This window comes from Nocardia sp. PE-7, from assembly GCF_030486425.1.
Classification (GTDB): domain Bacteria; phylum Actinomycetota; class Actinomycetes; order Mycobacteriales; family Mycobacteriaceae; genus Nocardia; species Nocardia salmonicida_A.
This window is the reverse complement of sequence record NZ_CP129614.1, coordinates 6,912,701-6,932,946: the sequence shown is the minus strand read 5'-3', so window position 1 is coordinate 6,932,946 and position 20,246 is coordinate 6,912,701. Positions and strand designations below refer to the sequence as shown.

Genomic DNA, 20,246 nt, shown 5'->3' with positions numbered 1-20,246 from the left:
TATGGACACCGATGCCTACAGCTGGGCGAATCAACAGTCGTGGTATCGGCTCGATCAGCTGGTTCGCCGGCGGAAGTTGTCGGGCGCGGAGGCCGACGAGTTGGTCCGGCTGTACCGGTCGACCTCGCAGCAGTTGGCGAGATTGCAGGGGCACCACCCGGATCCGGAGCTCGTGGACCGGCTCAGTGCGCTGCTGGCGCGGGCCCGCGGGCGAGTACTCGCGGCGCGGTCGCAGCCGTGGCGCGAGGTGGGCCGGTTCTTCACCCGGCACTTTCCCGCGGCTGTGTACAGAGCCTGGCCGTGGTGGCTGGGGACAACTGCGATCTTCCTCGCTGTCGCGGGGGTGATCGGCGTGCTTGTGAATCGTTCGGCCGCGGCCCGCGAGGCGCTGGGGATACCCGACGGTGACCTGTCAGATGTCACCGGACCTGGGGGTTCGTTCGAGTCGTACTACTCCGAGCACCCCAATGAGGCCTTCGCCGCGAAGGTCTGGACCCACAATTCGCTGGTGTCGGCGATCGCGTTGTTCACAGGCGTGCTGATCCTTCCGGCTGTGTACGCACTGTTCATGAATGCGCTGAATCTGGGGATAACCGGTGGATTGATGGCCGAGGCGGGACGGCTGGATTCGTTCTTCGGCTTCATCCTGCCGCACGGCACGCTCGAGCTCACCGCGCTGTTCGTCGCGGGCGGGGTGGGGTTGAAGCTCGGGTGGACGCTGGTCGACCCGGGGCCGCGAAGCAGGGCGGCCGCGATGGCGAGGCAGGGGCGTGCGACCGCGACGGTGGCGCTCGGGCTTGTGTGTGTGCTGCTGGTGTGTGGACTACTGGAGGGTTTCGTGACGCCGAGCCCGCTGCCGGTGCCCGTGCGGATCGCGCTGGGCTTCACCGCCGAGTCGCTGTTCCTGTACTACGTCTTCGGGATCGGCAGGCGAGTGGCCGAGGAACAGGATGCCGAGGCAGCGGTACCGGTGGTGTCGGCGGATCCGGCCGATCGGTGGCTGATGGCGCAGCCGAAAGCTCTGGACCGAGCGTGAGCTCGCATCTGCACGTACATCTGTGAGGCCGACAACTCCGAGCACACCGCACCGGAACAGCACCGGACAATCGGCAGCTACAGAAGGTTAAGAGATGGTTTCGAACTCCCCCATTTGAGTTCCGCTGGCCGCAGCGAGTCGGGCTCGAACTGCGGCCAGCGTTACCGTCAACTGTACACAATCGTTATCCCCACGCAACCCCCAACGCGCAGGTCCGGGGTAAGAATTGCGAACCTGCAAACCCCTGTGGACGCACTGATTTTCACACCCACAGCAAACTACTGGCACCGCCTTCGTCGAGCAGTCGGCAGCACCGAGAATTCACCTCCGGCAAACCTTCGATAACGAGTCGCGCATCCTCGATGAAGCCCGCGCGCGAATGTCGAGCAAGGTTGCCCCGGATCACACCGAGCCCTGGACATAGCTGTCACCTGGGGTTTCGGCAACGGAATTACGGTTGCCGACTATTTGAAACGGTAAAAGAGACCCAAAGTTTGTTAACTGCGTCGCAAACGAGATGCGCGCTCAGCAATCGCGCTGAAACACCGAATTCATCGCCTCAAACTGGACGGACGACTGGTTGCGAACGGTCCGCCGAACGGACAGATATCGGCAGAAGAACATCCGGAATACAAGGTTGCACCGACAGTGTGACCTTCGCCTCACCTGCGGGAATCAGGAGTATCCGACCCCGCCCGGGGGCAAGGGAGACCGACGGTCGACTGGACGAGCGTTTCGAGGTCAGGCCACCGAAACGGGCGTGAGGTCTGATCGAGCGCTCGAGACGGCCTCAGCCGATTCGGACGACCCCCGTGACCGTTCCCTGCCAGAGCGCGCCGTCGCGGGTGATGAGCGCGGCCATCTGCAGCGGGTCCTCCGCGACCGTGCCCGGCAGCGGAGTCGAGGTGCGAACAGCGCCGGTCGCCGGGTCGATAACGACATAGTCGAATCCGTCGAGGGGGCTTGTCGCATCCGGTCCGATGCGGCGCAGGGTGTGGATGCCGCCGTCGGCGAGAGACAGCCGCGGAACGGCAGCGCTGCGTACCCCGCTGTCCCACACCGGGACACATCCGTCGGCAGTGAGGTCGACCCGGCTCAGACCGCCCCGGAACGGCGCGCTCGCCGGAACGGCCGGACCCGCGCCCTCGGGAACGGTGGGATACGGATAGCCGTAGGTACTCGCGACGAAGACCGACGAACCGACCCCGATCGGCGAATTCTCGCTACCTCCGACGGGGACCGGCACCGAACAGACCTGCTCACCCGAACCGGAGCGCGCCACGATCAGCCGCACCCCGTTGTCGGCATTGTCGACGATGGCGAGATATTCGTCGCCGCGCACCGGCCCGAAGTACGTCGGCGTCGAGCCGGTACCCCAGCTGAGCTGACCCGGTTTCCGCGCGGTGCCACGGTCATACGAGGACCGCCAAAGAATCTCCGGTTCACCGTTTTTCGCGCGCAACTCGTACAGCGCGTGTGTACTCGCCACGGCCACAACGCCGTTGGGCGCGGAAGAAATGCTGTTGGCCACCAGTTCGCCGGACGGCAGCGCCACCGTCGCGACATCTCCCTCTCGTCCGACGAACCCGACGACCCCGTGCCCGGTCGCGAACCAGACATTGCCGGTCCAATCGGGAACCAGTCCGGTCACGTTGTCGCCCTGCGGAATCGAGCCACTCAGATCCGCCTGCACGGTGGCGACCAACCGCCACGCACCGTCCTCATCTCGAACATGCGCGACGCGCAACAGCCGTCGCCCACCGTCGACGACCACCAGTCGATCCTCGTTGTCGAGAAAGGCGTAGACCCCGCCGAGCAAGCTCCCCTTGGTCAACGGCAACGAGGCAACCGCCCCACCGACCGGGCCCGACGCACCCGAGTCGAACAGGAACACCGTCGGCGTCTGGCCCGCGATGGCGGTGCACAGCCCCACCACCAGACCGTCCGCGCCTTCGAGCAGCGTCGGGCAAGCCGCGCCGAGCGGATACACCGTGACGCCTGCCCCCGGAGCAGGCCCGGCCAATGGCGTCACATCCGAGGACCCCGCGTCCCCGTGCATGGTCGCCGTGCCGAGCGGACCGAGGAAAGGATTTGCCGCGAGCGGACCGGTGACCGGCGGCGGGTCCGCCGACGCCGGACCCGACCAGGCGCACGCCGAGGCGAGGACCAGGACAGCGGCGCGGGCGAGGAAGCGGCGGCGGGTTGCAGACGGCACGGTCTGTATCGAACCCGAAATCCGGGCTCAGGAGAAGTATTCCGATCACCCTGCGGAACCGGCGGCGAGAAAACGCCGCCTACGATGGCGAAATGACCGGGGTCAAAGATCGCCTGCTCACGACAATCGCCGGGCAGCTCGGCAATCCGCACGGCGTGCTCGGTAAGGGCGTCGCGTTCGTGCTCAACCGGGGGAACAAGCGTGCCATCGCGGCGGCCGTGGATGCCGCCGCGCCGTCACCCGGAGCCACGGTCGCCGATATCGGCTTCGGCGGTGGGGTGGGACTGGAGTTTCTGCTGGCCCGCGCCGGGGCCGAAGGCATGGTGCACGGCATCGAGCCGTCCCCCGACATGCTCACCCGCGCTCGTAGCCGGTTCACCATGGAGATCGCGGAGGGTCGCCTTACGCTCGCCGACGGCACCCTCACCGCGCTCCCACTGCCCGATGCGAGCCTCGACGCCGCCATCACCGTCAACACCATCTACTTCCTCGCCGACCTCCCGGCCGCCTGCAACGAACTCGCCCGCGTCCTTCGCTCCGGCGGCACCGCGGTGATCGGCATCGGCGATCCCGAAGCGATGGCCACAATGCCTTTCACCCCTTATGGATTCACTTTGCGTCCGGTCGCCGATGTGGTGGCGGCGCTCAGCTCCGCCGGCCTGACCGTGGAGCAGCGCACGGTGGCGAATCCGCCGATTCCGCACCACCTGCTGATCGCTCGCAAGGTGTGATCCCGGCTCTTGACCGACCGGTCGGTCATGGCTACCGTCGGGACATGAGCACACCGATCACTGTCGCCACGCCGTATGGGGACGTGGTCGTACATCTGAGCGGGCGATCGCCCGGCGATGCGCCGGGACTGCTCCTGCTGCACGCGAATCCGGGCGACCACCGCGACTTCGATCAGATCGTCCCCACGCTGGGCGAGACGTGGGCCGTGGCGGCGATCGACTGGCCGGGTTACGGCGCGTCGACGGTCATCGATCCGGACGTGATCACCGTCGACGCGCTCGCTGACGTGGCCGTGCGAGTGTCGAAGTCGTTGGCCCAGATCGGTTTCGGTTCGCTGACGGTGATCGGCAACAGCGTCGGCGGATACGCGGCAGTCCGCCTGGCCGAGCGCGCGCCGGATCTGGTGCGCGGGCTGGTGCTGGTGCAGTCGGCCGGGTTCGCACCACTGAATGTGCTGACCAGGGCCATGTTCCGATTGATCGCGCGGCCCTCGGTGGCCCGGCGGTTCGTGGTCGTGAACGCACGGCTGTATCTGGGTTCGCCGCGTAACGAGGGTGTTCGGCCCCTCTTCGACCGGGCCCGCGAGATACCCGGCGATCCGATCCGGCTCGCGGTGTACCGCAGTATCTGGCGGAGCCTGGACGACCCGCGCGTCGACCTGGCCGCCGCGCCGATCCTCCCCGCGGTTCCCGTCCAGGTGGTCTGGGGCCGCAACGACCCGAGCAACCCGTGGCTGGTGAACCGGCGCGGCATCGCCCGCGCCCTCCCCGCGGCGCCGGTCGCACTGCTGCCCACCCGGCACGAACCATTCGCCGAGGCCCACGAACTGTTCCTCGAAACCGTGCGCGAGTTTCTCGCGGGCTGTGCTGGAATGCGGCAATGAGATCCGCTGAGCCCGGCCGTCGGGCCCTGTTGAACGCGGGCAGGCAGTTACTGGCCACCGAGAACCTGAGCAAGCTCTCGGTCAACGCCATCACGACCGCCGCCGAGATGGCCAAGGGCAGCTTCTACCAGCACTGGCCCAGCCGAGAGTCCTACGTACTCGCCCTGCACCGCGCCTTCCACGACGAACTCGACGCCCGGGTCGGTGCGGCGACCGCCGATCTACCCCCCGGCGAGGAACGCCTCGCGGCCGGGTTCACCGCCTACCTCGACGGTTGCCTCGCCGCTCCCGCGACAAAGGGCCTATTAGTACAGGCGAGAACCGACGCGGGCCTGGCCACCGAAGTCAGCGCCCGCAATTCCGCGGCCGCCGCCCTGCTCACCACCGACCTCACGGCGATGGGCTGGACCGACCCGGCGCCCGTCGCCGTGCTGTTGGTAGCGGCCACAGCCGAAACCGCATTACTCGAGTTGGACACACAGTCCCCGCGGCCGGATCTTCGCGCCGCCCTGCTCCGCATCGCCCGCCCCTGACCCCGGAAACGACAGAAGGCCCGATCCAGAAGGATCGAGCCTTTAGTCTTGTGGGCGAAGGGGGACTTGAACCCCCACGTCCTTACGGACACTGGCACCTGAAGCCAGCGCGTCTGCCATTCCGCCACTCGCCCGAGCGACTGGAAAAATCTAACATGCCCCGCGGGCGAAAATAAAATCGATTCCCTGACCTGCGGCGATGCCGTGGAATCCGGTCGGGGAACCGGGGGGCGCCGCCGGGAGTTACCCAGGTAGAGGATCGTGGATATCATGCAAGGAACGTGGTCGGGTCCGGACACGCCGTAACCAGCGTGTCGAGGAGGGCGGACACGCGCACCGAAGGGAGGGCTGTGATGGGCATCGTGTCGAGATTCGAACGTCGCTTGCAGGGCGCTGTCGGTGACGTGTTCGCGAGGGTGTTCGGCGGCAGTGTGGTTCCCCAAGAGGTGGAGGCCGCGCTGCAGCGTGAAGCCGCAGATCAGATCCAGGATCTGGACGGCGGGCATCGCCTCGCACCGAACAGTTACGTGATCACGATCAACGAAACCGATCACGGCAAGCTCGACGCCGATCACGACCTGACAACCAAAGCGTTCGCCAAACATCTGCAGGATTACATCCGGGAGCAGGGCTGGCAGACCTACGGCGAAGTACACGTGGCGTTCGAGGCATCACCTACGCTGCACACCGGAATGTTCAGAGCGAGCGGCCGCGTCGACCCCGACGCCGGTCGCGGGACGGCCCCACCTCGCACCGGACCGCCACAACGACCCGCACACCCGCAACCAGGAGCTGGCCCCATGACGCATAACTCAGGCTACGAGCCAAGCCGAGAGCCCGCGGAGTCCGATCCACGCAACCGCGGGTACGCACCGCCGCCCGCAGGCGCGCCAGGGGCTCCCTACCCGGCAGACGACTACGGCCGCGGTGGCGGCTACGGCGCGCCCGAGGCGCAGCCCGGATATGGCGACGCGTACGGCCAGCAGGGTGGCGACTACCAGAACGGCTACGACCCGGCCGCGCCCGCCCAGCAGGGCTACGGCCAGCAGGGTGGCTACGGCGCCGCGCCCGCGTACGGCGAGCCCGGTTACGACCAGCAGGGCGGCTACGGCCAGCAGGCCTACAGCCAGCAGGGTGGCTACGGCGCGCAGGGCGGCCAGGCCGGTTACGCCGAGCCCGGTTACGACCAGCAGGGTGGCTACGGCCAGCAGGGCTATGCCGAACCCCAGCAGCAGGGCTACGGCCAGCAGGCCGGTTACGGCCAGCAGGGCTACGCCGACCCGGGCTACGACCAGCAGGGCGGCTACGGCCAGCAGGGCTATGCCGAACCCCAGCAGCAGGGCTACGGCCAGCAGGGATACGGCGCGCAGCCCGGCTACGCCGAGCCCGCCTACGGCCAGGAGGAGCAGGGCGGCTACGCCCAGCCCGCCGGCGGCTACGGCCAGCAGGGCTACGGCCAGCAGCAGGGCGCGGGCTACGCCGCCGCCCAGTCGAGCTACTCGGCCACGCTCCAGCTCGACGACGGCAGCGGCCGCACCTACGCGCTGCGCGAGGGTTCCAACATCATCGGCCGCGGCCAGGATGCCCACTTCCGGCTGCCCGACACGGGCGTGTCGCGTCGGCATATCGAGGTGCGCTGGGACGGCCAGACGGCCATGCTCTCGGACCTCGGTTCCACCAACGGAACGCTCGTCAACGGTTCCCCCGTGCAGGATTGGCAGCTCGCCGACGGCGACGTGATCCGGGCCGGACATTCCGAGATCCTGATCCGGATCGTCTGATCCCGTAAGCTGCGCGGTGCACGTCACGAGTCGACGCTGTCGGCTCTATGATGCTGCCATTACACGCACGGTCCCGACCTCGGGGCCCGCAAGCCAGCACGCTGGTGGGGGTGGTTCGGCCCGCACCTGCCGTACCGACGTACCCGGGCAAACAGGAGGTGGAACGCCGTGCAGGGATTGATCCTGCAATTGACCCGCGCGGGGTTCCTGCTGCTGCTCTGGTTGTTCGTCTGGGCCGTTCTGCGGACCTTGCGCAGCGATATCTACGCGGCATCCGGCATACGGATACAGCCGAGGGCAACCCGCGGTAATCGCGGATCCATCGGTCTGCCCTCCTTCAGCCGAAGCCAGAAGGGCGCCAAGTATCTAGTGGTGACTCATGGTTCACTCGCCGGCACTCGAATCACCCTCGGCACGCAACCGGTTCTCATCGGACGCGCCGACGATTCGACGCTGGTACTCACCGACGACTACGCCTCGACCAGGCACGCGCGACTGTCTCAGCGTGGTGACGACTGGTACGTGGAAGACCTCGGTTCCACCAACGGCACATATCTAGACCGCGCGAAAGTCACCACCGCCGTCCGTGTTCCGCTCGGCACTCCGGTGCGAGTCGGCAAAACAGTGATCGAGCTGCGATCGTGACACTTGTTCTGCGCTACACCGCGCGAAGCGACCGCGGACTCGTCCGGGGCAACAACGAAGATTCGGTCTACGCGGGCGCACGCCTGTTAGCGCTGGCCGACGGCATGGGTGGGCACGCCGCCGGAGAAGTGGCCTCGCAGTTGATGATCGCCGCACTGGCGCATCTCGACGACGACGAGCCGGGCGAGGACATCCTCGGCAAGCTCGACCACGCCACGCATTCCGGCAACGCCGCCATCGCCGACCACGTCGAGGCCGAACCCGAACTCGACGGCATGGGCACCACGCTCACCGCGATCCTGTTCGCGGGGCGCAAGCTCGGCCTGGTCCATATCGGCGACTCGCGGGCCTACCTGCTGCGCGACGGCGAACTCGCCCAGATCACCCGCGACGACACGTTCGTGCAGTCGCTGGTCGACGAGGGCCGGATCACCGCCGAGCAGGCGCACACCCACCCACAGCGTTCGCTGATCATGCGTGCCCTCACCGGCAACGAGATCGAGCCGACGCTGATCATGCGCGAAGCCCGCGCCGGTGACCGTTATCTGCTGTGCTCCGACGGACTTTCGGACGTGGTGAGCGACGAGACCATCGGCAACACCATGCGCGAGGGCAACACCGACGAGTGCGCCGACCGGCTCATCGAGCTGGCGCTGCGCAGCGGTGGTCCGGACAATGTGACCGTCGTCGTCGCCGATGTGATCGACCTCGACTACGGCCAGAGCCACCCGATTCTCGCGGGCGCCGCCTCCACCGAGGAGGAGGAAGACTCCCCGCCGCCGAATACCGCGGCAGGGCGCGCCGCCGCCATGCGTCCGCCCCGCGCGCAACCGCGCCGGGCCGCCGCCGCGCCGCCGCCGCCGGAAACGAAGTCGCACAAGCTGCGCTGGCTGCTGTTGTCGCTGGCGTTGATCGCCGCGGTGGCCATCGGACTCGTGGTGGGCTACAAGATGATTCGCAGCAACTACTACGTGGGCGCCGACAACGACAAGGTGGTCGTGATGCGCGGCCTGCCCGGTTCGATCCTCGGCTACTCGATCCACGACGTGGAGCTCACGGGCTGTGTGAACAGCAAGAGCGAGCTCACTCTCGTCGAGGTGGGCAAGCCCGCGCCGAGTGGTTGCAAGACGCTGACGGTCAGCGACCTGAAGCAGACCGGGCGCGACCAGGTACAGAAGGGCCTGCCGCCGGATTCGCTGGACAAGGCGCGCGGCAGCATGAAGGTGCTGGCGCAGAACGAGCTCCTTCCGCCGTGCCCGAAGAAGGAAACGGTCCCCCAGCCCGGCGTGCTGCCGCCCGAGCAGACCCCGGTGATCCCCGGCGGCGCACCGACTCCCGGCCCTGATCAGCCCGCGACACCGACCACGACCACCCCCGCGCCGACCACCACAACCGTTCCTCCGACAACCCCGCAGATCTCAGGGGAGAACTGCCGGGTGACGGACTGATGTCCGCACCGCCACCGCCGTCGGCTGGGGCGTTCCCCAGTCCCCCTGGTGGATTCGCGCCGGCGCCGCCGCCGTCGACGCGACGCAACCAGGAGTTGCTGTTGCTGGCGGGCGCGGCGGGCATCACGACGGTGTCGTTGTTCATCGTCGAGGCGAGCCAGGAACAGTCGATCACCACCGACATCGCCAAGTACGGGGTGGCGTTCCTCGCGCTGTTCGGAATCGCGCATCTCGCGGTGCGCCGGTTCGCGCCGTTCGCGGACCCGCTCCTGCTACCGATTGTGGCGCTGCTCAACGGATTGGGGCTGGTGCTGATCCACCGGCTCGATCTCGCCGAAGCGCAGAAGGCGGCGTACGACGCGACAGCGGTGCCCTCCCCCGACGCCAACCAGCAGATCATGTGGACCGGCCTCGGCATCGTGGTGTTCATCAGCCTGCTCATCGTCTTGCGGGACTACCGCACGCTGGCGCGCTATACCTACACACTAGGCCTGGTCGGCCTGGTCGCGCTGGCGATTCCGGCACTGTTGCCGAGCCGATTCTCCGAAGTCAACGGCGCCAAGATCTGGATCCGGCTGCCCGGATTCAGCATGCAGCCGGGCGAATTCGCGAAGATCCTGCTGATCATCTTCTTCGCGGGCGTCCTGGTGGCCAAGCGCGACCTGTTCACCGCGGCGGGCAAGCACTTCCTCGGCATGGAGTGGCCGCGGCCACGCGATATGGGTCCGATCCTGATCGTGTGGATCGTCTGCATCGGCGTGCTCGTGCTCGAAAAAGACCTCGGCACTTCGCTGCTCATCTTCGGCACGGTGCTGGTGATGATCTACATCGCCACCGAACGGGTGGGCTGGCTGATCATCGGCGGCGGGCTGCTCGCACTCGGATTCGTGTTCGCCTACGAGCTTTTCGGGCATGTGCGCGTGCGCGTGGACACCTGGCTGCACCCGTTCGACGACTACCACAACACCGGCTACCAGATCTCGCAGTCGATGTTCGGCTTCGCCACCGGCGGGCTCGCGGGCACCGGCCTCGGCAGCGGTCGGCCCCAGCAGGTGCCCTTCGCCAAGACCGACTTCATCGTCACCACCATCGGCGAGGAACTGGGCCTGATCGGGCTCACCGCGGTGCTGATGCTGTTCCTGATCTTCATCGTCCGCGGGCTGCGCACCGCGCTGGCCGTGCGTGACAGCTTCGGCAAGCTGCTCGCGGCCGGCCTGTCGTTCACCATCGCGATCCAGATCTTCGTGGTCGTCGGCGGTGTCACCAAACTGATTCCACTCACCGGCCTGACCACACCGTTCATCTCCTACGGCGGTTCGTCGCTGCTGGCGAACTACGCGCTGCTCGGGCTGTTGATGAAGATCTCCGATGCGGCTCGCGCACCGGCACCGGCCCGTAAGCGCGCGCCCGCACCGATCGCCGACGCGGCCACGGAACTGGTCCGCAGGCCGGAAAGCAGGGTGAGCGAATGAACACACCTCTGCGTCGTGTCGCCGTCGCCGTCATGGTGATGGTGGTGGCGTTGCTCGTGAACGCGACCTATCTACAGGTGGTCAAGGCCGACGATCTGCGCAGCGATCCGCGCAACTCGCGGGTGCTGCTCGACGAGTACTCGCGCCAGCGCGGTCAGATCTCCGCGGGCGGCACCGTGCTCGCGGGGTCCGTCGCGACCGACGACCGGTACAAGTACCTGCGCGAATACCCCTCCGACCCTTCGGCGTACGCGCCGGTCACCGGCTTCTACTCGATGCAGTACGGCAAGACCGGGCTCGAGTTGGCCGCGGACCCGCTGCTCTCCGGCAACGACTCGAGCCTGTTCGGCCGTCGGCTCATCGACATGTTCTCCGGGCGCGATCCGCGCGGCGCGAACGTGCTCACCACGCTGAACCCGATGATGCAGCAGGTCGCCTACGAACAGATGACGTCGAAGGGCTACACCGGCGCGGTCGTGGCGATCGAACCGAGCACCGGCAAGATCTTGACCATGGTCTCCACGCCGAGCTACGACCCCAACGAGCTGTCGGGCCACGACGGCGCGGCGGGGCGGGCGGCCTGGGAGCGGCTGAGTACCGATCCGAGTCAGCCGATGCTCAATCGCGCTGTCTCGCAGACCTACCCGCCGGGGTCGACGTTCAAGACGGTCGTCACCGCGGCCGCGCTGTCCAACGGTGTCGCCGGTCCGAACGACCAGTTCACGGCGGCGCCCAACATCACCCTGCCCGGGACCAGCACCACGCTGGAGAACTACAACGGCACCACCTGCGGCGACATGCCGACGGCCAGCCTCTACGAAGCGTTCCGGCGTTCGTGCAACACCGCGTTCGTCGAACTCGGCGTGAAGGTCGGGGCGGCCAAACTCAAGGACGAGGCCGCCGCGTTCGGCATCGGCGTCGAGGATCCGCCCGGTGTGCCGATCCCGGTCGCCGAATCGACCGTCGGCCAGATCCCGGACAACGCCGCGCTCGGCCAGTCGAGCATCGGTCAGCGCGATGTGTCGGTGACACCGCTCAATGTCGCGGTGATCGCCGCGACCATCGCCAACGGCGGCACCAGAATGCAGCCGTATCTGATCGATCAAACCCAGGCGCCCGATCTGTCGGAGCTCAGCAAGACCAAACCGGTCAGCGTCGGGCAGGCAGTGAGCCCCCAGGTAGCGTCGACCCTGACCGATCTGATGGTCGCCTCGGAGGCCAATACCGTGGGCGGCGGGCGGTCGCCTTACCAGATCGCGTCGAAGACCGGAACGGCCGAACATGGCAGTAATCCCCGTAACACCCCGCCACATGCTTGGTATATGGCCTTCGCGCCCGCGCAGAACCCGAAGATCGCCATCGCGGTGATCGTCGAGAACGGCGGCAACAGGCAGTTGGCTGCCACCGGAGGTTCGGTGGCGGCACCGATCGCCAGGTCTGTGCTCGACGCGGGCCTGGCAGGGGGCTGAACGAAATGAGTGTGCGAGTGACAACACGGGGGCCCCGATGCTGAACAACGGCGCCATGATCGCCGACCGCTACCGCCTGCAGCGGCTCATCGCCACGGGCGGTATGGGTCAGGTGTGGGAGGCGATGGACACCCGGCTCGATCGCCGGGTGGCGGTCAAGGTCCTCAAAACCGAGTTCTCCGCCGACCCGACCTTCCGTGCGCGGTTCCGGGTGGAAGCGCGCACCACCGCGCAGCTCAACGCACCCGGGATCGCGGGCATCTACGACTACGGCGAGACCACCGACCCGTCGGGCGGCGAGACCGCGTACCTGGTGATGGAGCTCGTGCAGGGCGAACCGCTCAACGCGGTGCTCAACCGCATGGGCAGGCTCTCGGTCATCCAGGGTCTCGACATGCTCGAGCAGACCGGGCGCGCGCTCGAGGTCGCGCACGCGGCAGGCGTGGTGCACCGCGACGTGAAGCCGGGCAACATCCTGGTGACGCCGACCGGTCAGGTGAAGATCACCGACTTCGGCATCGCCAAGGCGGTCGACGCGTCGCCGGTGACCAAGACCGGCATGGTGATGGGCACCGCCCAGTACATCGCGCCCGAACAGGCCGTCGGCGAGGACGCCACCGCGGCCTCCGACGTGTACTCCCTCGGCATCGTCGGCTACGAAGCACTGGCCGGAGTCCGTCCGTTCACCGGTGAGGGCGCGATCACCGTCGCGATGAAGCACGTGCGCGACGCGCCGCCGCCGATGCCCGACGACCTGCCCGCGAACGTGCACGAACTGATCGCCATCACGATGGCCAAGGATCCGTTGCAGCGCTACAGCAGCGGCGGCGAGTTCGCCGACGCCGTGGCCGCGGTGCGCGCCGGACACATGCCGCCGATCCCCGGCGGCGCCACCGGTCCGTCGATGACCGGTGCGACCCGGGTGCTGCCGCCCGGCCCGACCGTGGCGATTCCCGCTGCCGCGGCCGCGGCCGACTACGACGGCGCGACCATGCGCTTCGGCCATCAGCCGGGCGGCCCCGTCGGTCCGCCGACCGGTGGTTACAGCGGTCCGGCCACCCAGGCGGCCGCGCCCGCTCCGGTCCCCGCGAGCAACGCCAAGAACAACCAGAAGTGGCTGATCGCGCTCGGTGTCGGCGCGCTGCTGCTCGGTGGCGGCGTGCTGTGGTTGCTGTTCGGCGGTGAACCGAACCGGGATTCGGGCACCACGACCACCACCGTGCAGACCACCAGGCCGGTGCCGCCGCCGGTGACCACCACCAGGCCGGTGCCGCCGCCGGTCGTCACCGAGGAACCGCCGACCACGACGGAACCGCCGCGTCCGACGACCACCACCGAGCCGCCGACGACGACCACCGAGCCGCCCACCACCACGGCGCCGCCCACCACCACCAGCAAGACCAAGCCGACGACGACGCCGAAGACGACCAAACCGGAAGCGACCACCACGGCGCCCGCCGGGGGAACCACCACGGTGGGTCGCCCCCGGCTGCCCACCTTCGACCTGCCGTTCCCCGATAGCGACACGGCCGTAGGCCCGACCATAGGACAACCATGACGACCCCGAAGAACCTCTCCTCTCGGTATGAGCTGGGCGAGATCATCGGGTTCGGCGGCATGTCGGAGGTGCACCGGGCCCGCGACGTGCGCCTGTCCCGCGACGTGGCGATCAAGGTGCTGCGGGCCGATCTGGCCCGCGATCCCACGTTCTACCTGCGGTTCAAGCGCGAAGCGCAGAACGCGGCCGCGCTGAACCACCCGGCCATCGTGGCCGTGTACGACACCGGCGAGGCCACCGTCGACGGCGGGCCGCTGCCCTACATCGTCATGGAGTACGTCGAGGGCGACACCCTGCGCGACATCGTGCGCGGCAAGGGACCGCTGGCGCCGCGCAAGGCGATGGAAGTCGTGGCCGATGTGTGCGCCGCGCTCGATTTCAGCCACAAGGCCGGAATCGTGCACCGTGACATGAAGCCGGCCAACATCATGATCAACCGCGCCGGTGCGGTGAAGGTGATGGACTTCGGCATCGCGCGCGCGATCGCCGACAGCGCCAACCCGATGACCCAGACCGCCGCGGTGATCGGCACCGCCCAGTACCTGTCGCCCGAGCAGGCGCGCGGCGAGACCGTCGACGCGCGTTCCGACGTGTACTCGGTCGGCTGTGTGCTGTTCGAGATCCTCACCGGGCAGCCGCCGTTCACCGGTGACTCGCCGGTGGCTGTCGCCTACCAGCATGTGAAGGAAGATCCCCCGCTGCCGTCGTCGGTCAACCCCGGCGTACCGCGCGAGCTCGATTCGGTGATCCTCAAGGCGATGGCCAAGAACCCGGCCAACCGGTACCAGACGGCCGCGGAGATGCGGGCCGACCTGATCCGGGTGCTCGGCGGGCAGAAGCCGAGCGCGCCGATGGTGATGAACGACGAAGACCGCACCGATTACGACGACGAGCCGGGCCCGCGGACCTTCCACGACCGCCGCGACGACACCTCCGAGCACCCCGCGGTCGGGCCGCCCGGCGAGGAACGTAACCGCACCGGGCTGATCGCGCTCGGTGTCGCGGCCGCGCTGGCCGTGGCGTTCGGGTTGTTCTGGGTGCTGGTCGGTCCGGGCAGCCGGGCTGATCAGGTAGCCATTCCCGATCTGTCGGGCAAGCCCGCTCAGCAGGCGCAGAACGAACTACAGCAGTCCGGTTTCCATGTGGCCGTGCAGGAGAGGCCGGACGGCAAGGTGGCGCCGGGCAATGTGATCGCGACCCAGCCGCTCGGTGGTTCGCGCATCGACGAGGGCAGCACGGTGACGTTGCAGGTCTCGACCGGTCCGACGCAGGTGCAATTGCCGCGCCTGTTCGGGATGAGCCAGACCGAGGCCGAGCAGAAGCTGAATTCGATCGGCCTGCAGATGGATCCGAACGTGGCGCGCAAGGCGTCGAGCACAGCCGAGAACGGCAAGGTGATCGCGCAGGATCCGAGCGAGGGCGTGCGGGTCGACATCGATCGGCCGATCGTCGTCACCATCGGCAGCGGTCCGGAGCAGGTTCGGGTACCGACCGTGGTCGGCCAGGACATCTCGATCGCCCAGCCGAATCTGGTCGACTCCGCCGGTTTCAAGGTCGAGATCCAGGAGGTGAAGTCCTCGCTGCCGAAGGGCCAGGTGCTCGCCACCAACCCGTCGGGCGGCAGCAACGCGGAGAAGGGCTCGACCATCACGGTCCAGGTCTCCGCCGGCGACCGCATCACCGTCCCCGATCTCACCGGGCTCACGCCGGTGCAGGCCCAGGAGACCCTGCGTGGGCTCGGATGGACCGGTCAGCTCAGCCAGACCACGGTGATCACCCTCGACGGCAATGCCTCGGGCAAGGTCGTCGGGCAGAGTCCGGCGGCCAATTCGGCAGTGACGATCAACGGCAATGTGGTGCTGCATGTAGGAGCTTCACCGATTCCGCGTTGAGGTCTCGATTGGATGGCGAACGCGTCTGCCGCGCCCACTCGGGCGCAGAATGAGGCTGCTTTCATCCCATCCAGCATTGCTGACGAGGAGGTACAGCCCCTATGACGACAGCCAGGGACATCATGAAGCCCGGTGCGCAGTGGATCACCCGCGGTGACACCGTGTCGACCGCCGCGACAGCGATGGCCGATCTCGGGGTCGGATCGCTCGTCGTCGCCGATGACGACGAGCGCATGTGCGGCATCATCACCGACCGCGACATCGTGGTGAAGTGCATCGCGCTCGGTCTGTCTCCTGATCTGACGACGGCCGCGGAACTCTGCGAGTCGACACCGCGATGGGTGAGCGCGGACGCCGATGTGGAAGACGTGCTCGACCAGATGGAGTCGCACCGGGTGAAGCGGATGCCGGTGATCGAGAACAAGCACCTGGTCGGCATGATCAGCGAGGCCGACCTGGCTCGCCACCTCGACGACAATCAGCTCGGCGAATTCGTGACCGCCATCTACGGGCGGCCGTGAGCTAGCTCAAATCCAGGTGGGTGTTCATCGACATGGCTTCGGTGGCCAGGTCGGTGAGCTCCACTACCCGCACGCCGTGGGTGCGGAGTTTGTCCACACCCTCGCAGGCGGCGACGAACAGGCTCGGCTCGCGCCAGGCGATGACCACCGTGGGAATGCCCGCGGCCAGAATGCGATCGGCGCACGGTGGCCGGGTCGCGGTGGCGCGGGTGGAGCACGGTTCGAGGGTGCTGTAGATCGTCGCCCTGGTCAGGCGGGGGTCGTCGGGGTCGAGCTTGTTCAGCGCGGCCTCTTCGGCATGTACCTTCGCATCGGTTTCGCGGGAGAAGCCGGTCGCGATCTCCACCCCGTCGGCGACGATCACCGCGCCGACCGAATAGGCCGTCTCGCTGGGGGGACAGTTCCTGGCGAGTTCTATCGCCCTGTGCATGAACCGGTGGTCGGTGTCGTCGTAGCTCATGTCTTTTCCCTGTGGTGGGCGAGTTATCCACAACCCTCGCGTGATGTGGAATCGGTCATGTTCAGGTGTGGAGAAAAGTTGTCCGCGAACTGTGGACAGTTGCATTTTCCCAGGTCAGTGCAGTGATTCCATTCGCGGTACCAGTTAGTCGCGGGGTCCGGAATCGGGGCTGACCAGGTAGTTCAGCACAGCGACATCCCCAAGTTGTTCCACACCCGCCAAATGCAGCCTGCGACCGGCACCGCCGGGGAACTCGGCCGGTCCGACGAAGCGTGGGGCCGCCGGGTCGCCCACCAGGATCGGGGCGATCGCCAGGCGAATCTCGTCGACCAGGTCGGCGGCGAGGAAGCCGGTGTGCATGCCGGTACCGCCTTCGACCATGAGCCTGTGGATGCCTCGGCGGCCGAGGTCGGTGACGAGAGCGGAGAGCGCGAGTCGCTCGCCGAGGCTGATCACCTCGGCGAGTCCGTCGAGCCGGTCGCCGAGCTTCGCGGCGCCCGCGCTGGAGGTGTAGACGAGTTTGTCGCCGCCGGTGTGCCAGAAGCGCAGGTGTGGACCGAGATCACCGGAATCGGTGACGGTCACTTTCACCGGATACTCCGGTTTGCCCGCCGCCACCCGCGCGGCCCGGCGCTCGGCGCTGTTCACGAGCAACCGGGGATTGTCGGTGCGCAGCGTCTGCGCACCGATCAGGACGGCGTCGGACTCGGCGCGGATCTGGTCGACCCGATCGAAGTCGGCGGTGTTCGACAGCAGGAGTCGCTGCGCACTCGCGTCATCGATATAGCCGTCGATACTGGCCGCCACCGACAGCAGCACCTTCATTTGGTCACCAGCGCGGCGACCTCCGCCTCGAGCGCGGCGACCAGGGCCTCCGATGGACGTTCGCCGCAGACCTCCAGCCAGTTGGCGAGCATCCGGTGCCCGCCCTGGGTGAGCACGGACTCGGGGTGGAATTGCACGCCGTGGATGGGCAGGGTGCGGTGACGCACCGCCATCACGATGCCGCTCTCGGTGTGCCCGACGACCACGAGTTCGTCGGGCATGGATTCGGGCAGAACGGTCAGCGAGTGGTAGCGGGTGGCGGTGAAGGGGTCGGGCAGCCCGGCCAACACGCCGGATCCGAGATGGAACACATCGCTGGTCTTGCCGTGCAGCAGTTCGGGCGCCCGGTCGACGGTGCCGCCGAACGCCTCGCCGATCGCCTGATGCCCGAGGCACACGCCGAGCAGCGGTACAGCGTGCTTCGCGGCGGCGTGCACGAGCGGGATGCTCGCGCCCGCCCGGTCGGGGCTGCCGGGGCCGGGGCTCACCAACACGCCGTCGAACGCGCCGCCCTCGTCACCGGTGGTGAGCAGGGTGTCCAGATCGTCGAGACGGGGATCGTCATTGCGCCAGACCACGACGTCGGCGCCAAGCTGGCCTAGGTACTGGACCAGGTTGAATACGAAGCTGTCGTAGTTGTCGACGACCAATACACGCATGCGTCGAGGGTACGTGGCGACCCAGTAGGTCGTCGCATCCATTACCTGGTGGGATAGCCTAGGAGTTACCTGTACTCCGAATTCGAGGACGTCATGCCCAAGTCCAAGGTCCGCAAGAAGGCCGACTACACCCCGAGCCCCGCCAGCCGTACGCCGGTGAAGGTGAAAGCGGGGCCGTCGCCGGTCTGGTACGTCGCGATCATGCTGGGCTTCATGCTCGCCGGCCTGGTGTGGCTGATCGTCTACTACCTGGCGCAGGACCACATCGCGTTCATGCTCGATCTGGGCGCCTGGAACTTCCTGATCGGGTTCGGCCTGATGGTCGTCGGCCTGATCATGACCATGCGATGGCGCTGATCGGAGCGGATTACACCGGTGTTATTCATGCACACCTGTGGATAACCCTGTGCACAACTCGAGGATAGAGGGGCGAACAACCGCGTGAACGACGCACAACCTGTCTCGTGGTCGACCCCTACCGCAGGTCTGCTTGTCGTCACCGGCGGCGGAATCCTGCTGGTCGTGGCGGCAATCCTCGCTCAGGACGGGCCGAGCAGGCTCCTGGTCGGCATCGCCGCTGTGGCGGTGCTGGCAACGGCTGTGCTCGGTTTCCGGCAGCGCCCCCGGCTCACCATGATTCCCGGCGCCGCGCCGCGTCTGGTGGTCGGCACGCTCACCGGTCCGAAGGACTACCCGATCGACCGGATCGACCGGATTCGGATGGTCTCCTACCGCCGCCTGGGCCGCAAGAGCGCGATGCTCGAGGTCGACGTCCAGCACGAGGGCACCGAGCGATTGCTGATCTTCGGCCGCTGGGACCTCGGCACCAATCCCCACGATGTGTACGACACGCTCGTCGTCAACGGCTTCGCCTCGGTGACCTCCGACTGACGTTGTTTCACGTGAAGCAAAGAACTCCCCGCCGCGATGAACCGCGGCGGGGAGTTTTTTGTGTGGCTGTGATCAGTCGATACTCACGGCTGAGATGATGACCGGGTCGGTCGGGCGATCGTTGCGATCGGTCTTCACCGAGGCGATCGCGTCGACCACCTTGCGCGAATCGGGGTCGACCACCTCGCCGAAGATCGAGTGCTTGCGGTTGAGATGCGGCTGCGCGCCGACGGTGATGAAGAACTGTGAACCATTGGTCTCGGTGCCGGCGCCCGCATTGGCCATCGCGAGCAGATAGCCGCGGTCGAAGCGCAGATCCGGGTGGAACTCATCGGCGAACTCGAAGCCCGGCCCTCCTCGGCCGGTACCTGTCGGGTCGCCACCCTGGATCATGAACCCCGGAATGATCCGGTGAAAGACGGCGCCGTCGTAGAACGGGCCACTTTCCGTACCGCCGGCGTTGACGGTGGAATACGGCGCGGAGCCGTCGGCCAGACCGACGAAATTGCGCACCGTCTTCGGGGCGTGGTTACCGAAAAGCGCGATCCTGATATCGCCGTGGTTGGTGTGCAGAGTCGCCACGGCCGTCTGGTTGGGTGAGGTCACGCAGTTATGGTGCCACGCGGCACGCCGAATCCGTTTGTGCCACAGTGGTCGAATGAAGCTTCGTAATCCACTGCTCGCCTCGCTCGCGCTCGCCGGGGCGGGCGCCCTGGCCTACCTGGCCCGCGCCAAGCGTCCGCAACTGCCGGAACCAGCCGCCGAGCCGCCGCGTCTGGGGTATTCCCGCAACGGCTCGGCGCCGGCCGTGGTGCCGGAAACAGGCGCACACTGAACCGATACGACCAGGATCATCGCGACCTGGACAGCAATGGCGTACCGGTGTCGCATCGGCAACGCCACAAAGACCGATCTAGCGGAATTGGCGTTGCGGCGACACGTCTGCCGCAGGCCGTGACTAGTGAGTATCCACGGCGTCTCGCGGATCTCGGACGGCTCGAGCATGGTCTCCGGGGCGTTGACTACTGTTCAAGATCTCAGCGCCGGCCGGCTTCGCCCGTGGCGCCTGCTGTCATGGATTCGAACCGCCCGGGCACCTCCTTGCACTCACAGCCGGGAAATAGAGTGACGTATATCACTCCAGGTAGGGGAACCGCCCAGATCGGTACCGCGTCCAACTCCTATGTAAGGCAAAAATTTTAGCTTCGCTGCCGGATCGAACCCCG

Annotated in this window: 20 protein-coding genes and 1 tRNA gene; 15 read left to right on the top strand and 6 right to left on the bottom strand. The window is 67.3% G+C overall.

Translation table 11 applies throughout. The features are described 5' to 3' along the window. Window position 1: 1 nt before the first annotated feature. Entirely contained in the window at window positions 2–1,036 is a 1,035-nt protein-coding gene (locus tag QX204_RS32425; protein WP_301904254.1) for a stage II sporulation protein M, read from the top strand. Window positions 1,037–1,826: 790 nt separating this feature from the next. Here the strand turns inward: QX204_RS32425 and QX204_RS32420 are convergent. Further along, on the bottom strand, window positions 1,827–3,206 hold the full coding sequence (locus QX204_RS32420; RefSeq protein ID WP_301908189.1) for a hypothetical protein: 1,380 nt from the start codon (window positions 3,204–3,206) through the stop codon (window positions 1,827–1,829). A gap of 137 nt (window positions 3,207–3,343) precedes the next feature. Here QX204_RS32420 and QX204_RS32415 point away from each other — a divergent pair, with 137 nt between their 5' ends. The 3 genes from QX204_RS32415 to QX204_RS32405 are packed head-to-tail and all read left to right on the top strand — an operon-like array spanning window position 3,344 to window position 5,399. Then, window positions 3,344–3,982 carry a class I SAM-dependent methyltransferase gene (locus QX204_RS32415; RefSeq protein WP_301904253.1) on the top strand — a complete coding sequence of 213 codons (639 nt, stop codon included), beginning with the start codon at window positions 3,344–3,346 and terminating at the stop codon, window positions 3,980–3,982. 44 nt (window positions 3,983–4,026) lie between these two features. Next, window positions 4,027–4,866, top strand: a complete 840-nt coding sequence (locus tag QX204_RS32410; protein ID WP_301904252.1) for an alpha/beta fold hydrolase — start codon at window positions 4,027–4,029, stop codon at window positions 4,864–4,866. Continuing rightward, the gene (locus QX204_RS32405; RefSeq protein ID WP_301904251.1) at window positions 4,863–5,399 is read left to right on the top strand and encodes a TetR/AcrR family transcriptional regulator; all 537 of its coding nucleotides are present in this window, start codon (window positions 4,863–4,865) and stop codon (window positions 5,397–5,399) included. Before QX204_RS32410 ends, QX204_RS32405 begins: the two co-directional genes overlap by 4 nt. 51 nt (window positions 5,400–5,450) lie before the next feature. Here the strand turns inward: QX204_RS32405 and QX204_RS32400 are convergent. Then, window positions 5,451–5,533, bottom strand: a tRNA-Leu gene (locus QX204_RS32400). Between the two features lie 219 nt (window positions 5,534–5,752). Here QX204_RS32400 and QX204_RS32395 point away from each other — a divergent pair. From QX204_RS32395 to QX204_RS32360, 8 genes are all read left to right on the top strand, one after another. Next, window positions 5,753–7,180 carry an FHA domain-containing protein gene (locus QX204_RS32395; protein ID WP_301904250.1) on the top strand — a complete coding sequence of 476 codons (1,428 nt, stop codon included), beginning with the start codon at window positions 5,753–5,755 and terminating at the stop codon, window positions 7,178–7,180. A 168-nt stretch (window positions 7,181–7,348) separates the two neighbouring features. Next, window positions 7,349–7,825, top strand: a complete 477-nt coding sequence (locus QX204_RS32390; RefSeq protein ID WP_062992366.1) for an FHA domain-containing protein FhaB/FipA — start codon at window positions 7,349–7,351, stop codon at window positions 7,823–7,825. Beyond that, window positions 7,822–9,273, top strand: a complete 1,452-nt coding sequence (locus tag QX204_RS32385) for a PP2C family protein-serine/threonine phosphatase (RefSeq protein ID WP_063055331.1) — start codon at window positions 7,822–7,824, stop codon at window positions 9,271–9,273. The genes QX204_RS32390 and QX204_RS32385 overlap by 4 nt, the downstream gene beginning before the upstream one ends. Then, window positions 9,273–10,745 carry an FtsW/RodA/SpoVE family cell cycle protein gene (locus tag QX204_RS32380; protein ID WP_056822556.1) on the top strand — a complete coding sequence of 491 codons (1,473 nt, stop codon included), beginning with the start codon at window positions 9,273–9,275 and terminating at the stop codon, window positions 10,743–10,745. The genes QX204_RS32385 and QX204_RS32380 overlap by 1 nt, the downstream gene beginning before the upstream one ends. Beyond that, window positions 10,742–12,214 carry a peptidoglycan D,D-transpeptidase FtsI family protein gene (locus QX204_RS32375; protein WP_301904249.1) on the top strand — a complete coding sequence of 491 codons (1,473 nt, stop codon included), beginning with the start codon at window positions 10,742–10,744 and terminating at the stop codon, window positions 12,212–12,214. The genes QX204_RS32380 and QX204_RS32375 overlap by 4 nt, the downstream gene beginning before the upstream one ends. A 37-nt stretch (window positions 12,215–12,251) precedes the next feature. After that, window positions 12,252–13,772, top strand: coding sequence for a protein kinase domain-containing protein (locus QX204_RS32370; protein WP_301904248.1), 1,521 nt, complete (start codon window positions 12,252–12,254; stop codon window positions 13,770–13,772). Then, window positions 13,769–15,664 (top strand): Stk1 family PASTA domain-containing Ser/Thr kinase, encoded by a 1,896-nt coding sequence (gene pknB, locus QX204_RS32365; protein WP_301904247.1) that lies wholly within the window; start codon window positions 13,769–13,771, stop codon window positions 15,662–15,664. Before QX204_RS32370 ends, pknB begins: the two co-directional genes overlap by 4 nt. A gap of 101 nt (window positions 15,665–15,765) precedes the next feature. After that, window positions 15,766–16,185: a CBS domain-containing protein gene (locus tag QX204_RS32360; protein WP_301904246.1), complete on the top strand. Its 420-nt coding sequence runs from the start codon at window positions 15,766–15,768 to the stop codon at window positions 16,183–16,185. 1 nt (window position 16,186) lies between these two features. Here the strand turns inward: QX204_RS32360 and QX204_RS32355 are convergent, their stop codons facing one another. From QX204_RS32355 to QX204_RS32345, 3 genes are all read right to left on the bottom strand, one after another. After that, complete coding sequence (locus QX204_RS32355; protein WP_301904244.1) at window positions 16,187–16,645, bottom strand: deaminase; 459 nt, start codon at window positions 16,643–16,645, stop codon at window positions 16,187–16,189. Between the two features lie 144 nt (window positions 16,646–16,789). Then, window positions 16,790–17,470, bottom strand: a complete 681-nt coding sequence (locus QX204_RS32350; protein ID WP_301904243.1) for a RibD family protein — start codon at window positions 17,468–17,470, stop codon at window positions 16,790–16,792. Next, window positions 17,467–18,129, bottom strand: a complete 663-nt coding sequence (locus QX204_RS32345; protein WP_301904242.1) for an aminodeoxychorismate/anthranilate synthase component II — start codon at window positions 18,127–18,129, stop codon at window positions 17,467–17,469. The genes QX204_RS32350 and QX204_RS32345 overlap by 4 nt, the downstream gene beginning before the upstream one ends. Before the next feature lie 93 nt (window positions 18,130–18,222). Between QX204_RS32345 and crgA the strand changes: the two genes are divergently transcribed. Then, entirely contained in the window at window positions 18,223–18,486 is a 264-nt protein-coding gene (gene crgA / locus QX204_RS32340; RefSeq protein ID WP_056822573.1) for a cell division protein CrgA, read from the top strand. Window positions 18,487–18,570: 84 nt separating this feature from the next. Next, window positions 18,571–19,020 carry a PH domain-containing protein gene (locus QX204_RS32335; RefSeq protein ID WP_301904241.1) on the top strand — a complete coding sequence of 150 codons (450 nt, stop codon included), beginning with the start codon at window positions 18,571–18,573 and terminating at the stop codon, window positions 19,018–19,020. Window positions 19,021–19,092: 72 nt separating this feature from the next. Here QX204_RS32335 and QX204_RS32330 read toward each other — a convergent pair whose 3' ends face one another. After that, a complete protein-coding gene (locus QX204_RS32330) occupies window positions 19,093–19,626 on the bottom strand; it encodes a peptidylprolyl isomerase (RefSeq protein ID WP_301904240.1) in 534 nt (177 codons plus the stop codon). Between the two features lie 52 nt (window positions 19,627–19,678). On the opposite strand from QX204_RS32330, the gene QX204_RS32325 reads away from it, so the two are divergent. Next, the gene (locus QX204_RS32325; protein ID WP_301904239.1) at window positions 19,679–19,855 is read left to right on the top strand and encodes a hypothetical protein; all 177 of its coding nucleotides are present in this window, start codon (window positions 19,679–19,681) and stop codon (window positions 19,853–19,855) included. Window positions 19,856–20,246 lie beyond the last annotated feature (391 nt).